Source organism: Leucobacter sp. M11 (genome assembly GCF_035726885.1).
GTDB lineage: Bacteria > Actinomycetota > Actinomycetes > Actinomycetales > Microbacteriaceae > JAPFRB01.
The window spans coordinates 273,833-275,831 of sequence record NZ_JAPFRB010000004.1; the positions used below are offsets into that span (position 1 = coordinate 273,833).

Below are 1,999 nucleotides of genomic sequence, written 5' to 3' on the forward strand. Positions count from 1 at the left end.
TTCCCTCGCCGCGCACTGCCCCAGGACACCGCCCGTAGCGAGCCAGGGCCTCACCCCCGGCCGAGGCGGACGGCTGACGCTTTCTGAGGCGGCGGCGAGGGCCGACACAGGTTCTCCCCGGATCGCGTCAGTCGGACCTCGGCGCGGCCGATGGTCGTTCGGGATGGGTTGTGATGCGCCGTCCGGTCAGGGTCTCCCACTCCAGCACCCCGTTGACGTTGTCGAGCAGCGTCCAGCCTTTGTGGGTCTTGCCCGGCCCGGTCGTCCCGGGGTCGCCGCGGCCTTTCATCGTGTGATGGGTCCGGCAGAGAAATGCGAGATTGTCGTGACAGGTTTCCCCACCCGAGTCCCAGGGCACCGAGTGATCGAGGTCGCACCGGACCGCCGCCCGTTCACAGCCGGGAAAGCGACAGTGCTGGTCCCGAATCTCAGTGAATCTGCGGAGGGCCTTTGGCGGTGCGTAGCTGTCGCGGCCCACGTTGAGGATCGCGCCACGGTCGTCGGTGAACAGCGCCCGGAAGGAACCAACCCCGAGGGCGACCCGCTCCGCGGTCTCGTCGTCGAGGGCCCCGTAGCCGTCCAGGTGGGCGAATTCCTTGCCGAGGATCGCCTCGGCGCTGGCCTCGGGGCCGAGATCGTCGGTGAGCCCGGCCAGGATGCGGGTGGGCACGGTCACGAGGACCTGTCCGCGCACCCCGCGGGGTGGGGCCGTGGTGGCCCGGGGAGCCGTGTCGCCCTCGGAGGCGCTGAGGGTTTCAGGTGTTTCCGTGTCGATCTCGCCGAGCGAGATCAGGTCTACGAGCACGTCCGCGCGGAGCTGGGCGATGCCGCGGGGGAGCGGGAGCGCGGCAATGGCCGCGGCAAGCTCCTCCTCGGTGCCGGTGTGCGCGTCCTTCAGCGCGTCCACGCGCTCCTGGTGGTCTTGCTTCTCCATGATCGCGAGCTGTTTCGCCAGCGCGTCGCTCCGGTCATACGCCGCGGTCAGTTCCACGGCGGAGTGCCGGATCGTCAGCTCCATCATCCCGTTGCGGGCGGGCTCGTTCCACGCCCCGCGACGCTGGAACGCATCCGCGTGCCGCGCCTCGGGAGACACGGGGTCCACCCGGTTCCGAAGATCCTCGGCCACGCGCAACAGCTTCGCAGGAGTGAGCGTCGGGGCAACCTCGGCCAACTGCTCATCGAGAATGGTGCGGGCCACGGGCGGCGCGTCCGCGGTGACCCGCACAATCGCGGACACGCGAGCCTGGTCGAGCGCACCGGACGAGAACGCCTCCCACACGTGAGGAAGCTCCTCGGAAACCGCGAGCGCGTCGTTCAAGAGCCGCGCTCCGGTGGGCTTCCCCACGGTGACCGCGAACGCGATCTCTTCGCCCAGCTGGCCCATCCGCTGCGCCCGGTCCTCGCCGGTCACGGTCTGCTCGATGACCTGCCCGGTCGAAGCGAGCACCCGCGCGGCGTCTTCCTTGGTCTCCCGCGCAAAGCGCTCCTCGTTGAGGTCGGCCAGCTCGGCAATGAGCCTGGCCCGCTTCGCCTCCACTCGGTTCTTCTCCCGGGTGGCCTCGGAGATCGCCTCGCTCAGCTCCGCCTCGCGTGCGCGCAGTTCCTCGGCGGTGAGGTGCGCGCGGGCAGTTCTGGCTTCGATTCGGCGAGCGGCAAGGGGATGCTCGCGCTGATCATCCGGGGTCACCCGGGACGCGGCAAAAGCATCGGCGGCGATCCGCGCCGCGATCTTCGCGGCGCTCGCCCCGGTCACCGTCCCCGTGCCCGGCACGCGCGCAAACGCACCGCCCCGCGGTGTGCGGGTTGCGGTGTCGCGGGGTGCGACGGGAGTGAAAGTGACCATGCCCCAATTTTACCCGAAGTGCCCCGAAGAAAAGCGCTGTTCACGCCTCATTTCCGATCGAAAACGATATGCCCCAGCCCCGGATCATCGCAAGAAAATATGGCGCGTTTTCACCGCAATCCTTGACAGCAAAACCCAACTCTGGCGGACTCAAAA

The 1,999-nt window shown here is 68.9% G+C and carries 1 protein-coding gene; it reads right to left on the reverse strand.

Annotated features, from left to right (window positions below; all coding sequences use genetic code 11):
• Positions 1-127: 127 nt before the first annotated feature.
• Positions 128-1,843, reverse strand: a complete 1,716-nt coding sequence (locus tag OOT08_RS13335; protein WP_325093241.1) for an HNH endonuclease signature motif containing protein — start codon at positions 1,841-1,843, stop codon at positions 128-130.
• Positions 1,844-1,999 lie beyond the last annotated feature (156 nt).

What these genes read in the sequence shown, in the direction of transcription:
- OOT08_RS13335 (WP_325093241.1), bottom strand. Translation starts at nt 1,843, where the DNA reads ATGGTCACTTTCACTCCCGTCGCACCCCGCGACACCGCAACCCGCACA.